This is a genomic window from Vibrio sp. Vb1554 (assembly GCF_033344235.1).
Map to the genome: position 1 here is coordinate 1 of NZ_JAWPOJ010000219.1, position 1,334 is coordinate 1,334.

Below are 1,334 nucleotides of genomic sequence, written 5' to 3' on the forward strand. Positions count from 1 at the left end.
TTTTTATCTCGATACCCAATTCTTGAGCCTTAGTGAGCTTAGAACCTGCATTTTCACCAGCAAATAAAATATCGGTTTTCTTGGAAACACTGCCAGTGACTTTTGCACCCAAAGATTGCAACGCCTCTTTTGCTTCAGTACGTCCAAGTTGAGATAGTGTACCCGTTAGCACGACAGTTTTACCTTCTAGTGGCAGTTCTGCGCCTTGCTCAGGTGCACTAACTTCTGGCCAGTGGATACCTTGCACAAGGAGATCTTGAACAACAGCTTGGTTTTGCTCTTCTTCAAAGAAAGTCGTAATGTGCTTCGCAACTACCACACCAATATCTTGAACAGCAATAAGTTGTTCTTCCGTTGCAGCTTGAATCGCTTCCAGTGATTTAAAGTGTTGAGCTAGGTTTGCCGCCGTTGCCTCGCCCACTTCTCGAATACCTAGCGAGTATAAGAAACGTGGCAAGGTTGTTAACTTCGATTTTTCTAATGCATTAACAATGTTTTGAGCAGATTTTGGCCCCATGCGCTCCAATACGGTTAATACGCCAGCCGAAAGCTTGAACAGATCGGCAGGTGTTTCTACCATTTCACGATCGACCAATTGCTCGATAACTTTGTCACCTAAACCATCAACATCCAACGCTTTACGTGAGACGAAGTGCTTGAGCGCTTGCTTACGTTGAGCTTGACAGACCAAACCGCCAGTACATCGAGTCACCGCCTCCCCTTCGATACGCTCTACGTGCGAACCACAAACAGGACACTGAGTTGGGAAAATAATATCTCGCGCCGTTTCTGGTCGATGCTCTTTGATGACAGAAACCACTTGAGGAATCACATCGCCAGCACGACGAATCACGACCTGATCACCAATCTTTACTTGAAGGCGCTCAATTTCATCCGCATTATGCAGCGTTGCGTTACTCACCGTCACGCCACCAACAAACACCGGCTCTAACTTAGCAACCGGAGTGATCGCTCCCGTTCGGCCAACTTGGAACTCAACTTCATTCAATGTGGTGATTTCTTCTTGAGCCGGGAATTTGTATGCGATCGCCCAACGTGGAGCGCGAGCAACAAAACCCAGGCGCTCTTGGACGGCAATATCGTCAATTTTGATCACGACTCCGTCAATTTCGTAAGGTAATGCATCACGACGCTGCAGAATGTCTTGATAATAAGTTTTTACGTCTGCCAAACTGTCGACTCGCTTGGTCTCTGGACACATTGGCAGTCCCCAAGATTTTATCTGCAGAAAACGCTCATAGTGACTGGCTGCCAAATCAGCCCCTTGCACAACTCCAACACTGTATGCGTAGAAGCTAAGTGGGCGCGAAGCC

The 1,334-nt window shown here is 47.2% G+C and carries 1 protein-coding gene; it reads right to left on the reverse strand.

Features of this window, described 5'->3' with window-relative positions; genetic code table 11:
• The coding region (gene ligA / locus R8N28_RS25115) for an NAD-dependent DNA ligase LigA (RefSeq protein ID WP_318183651.1) at window positions 1–1,334 on the reverse strand (1,334 nt) is incomplete at both ends.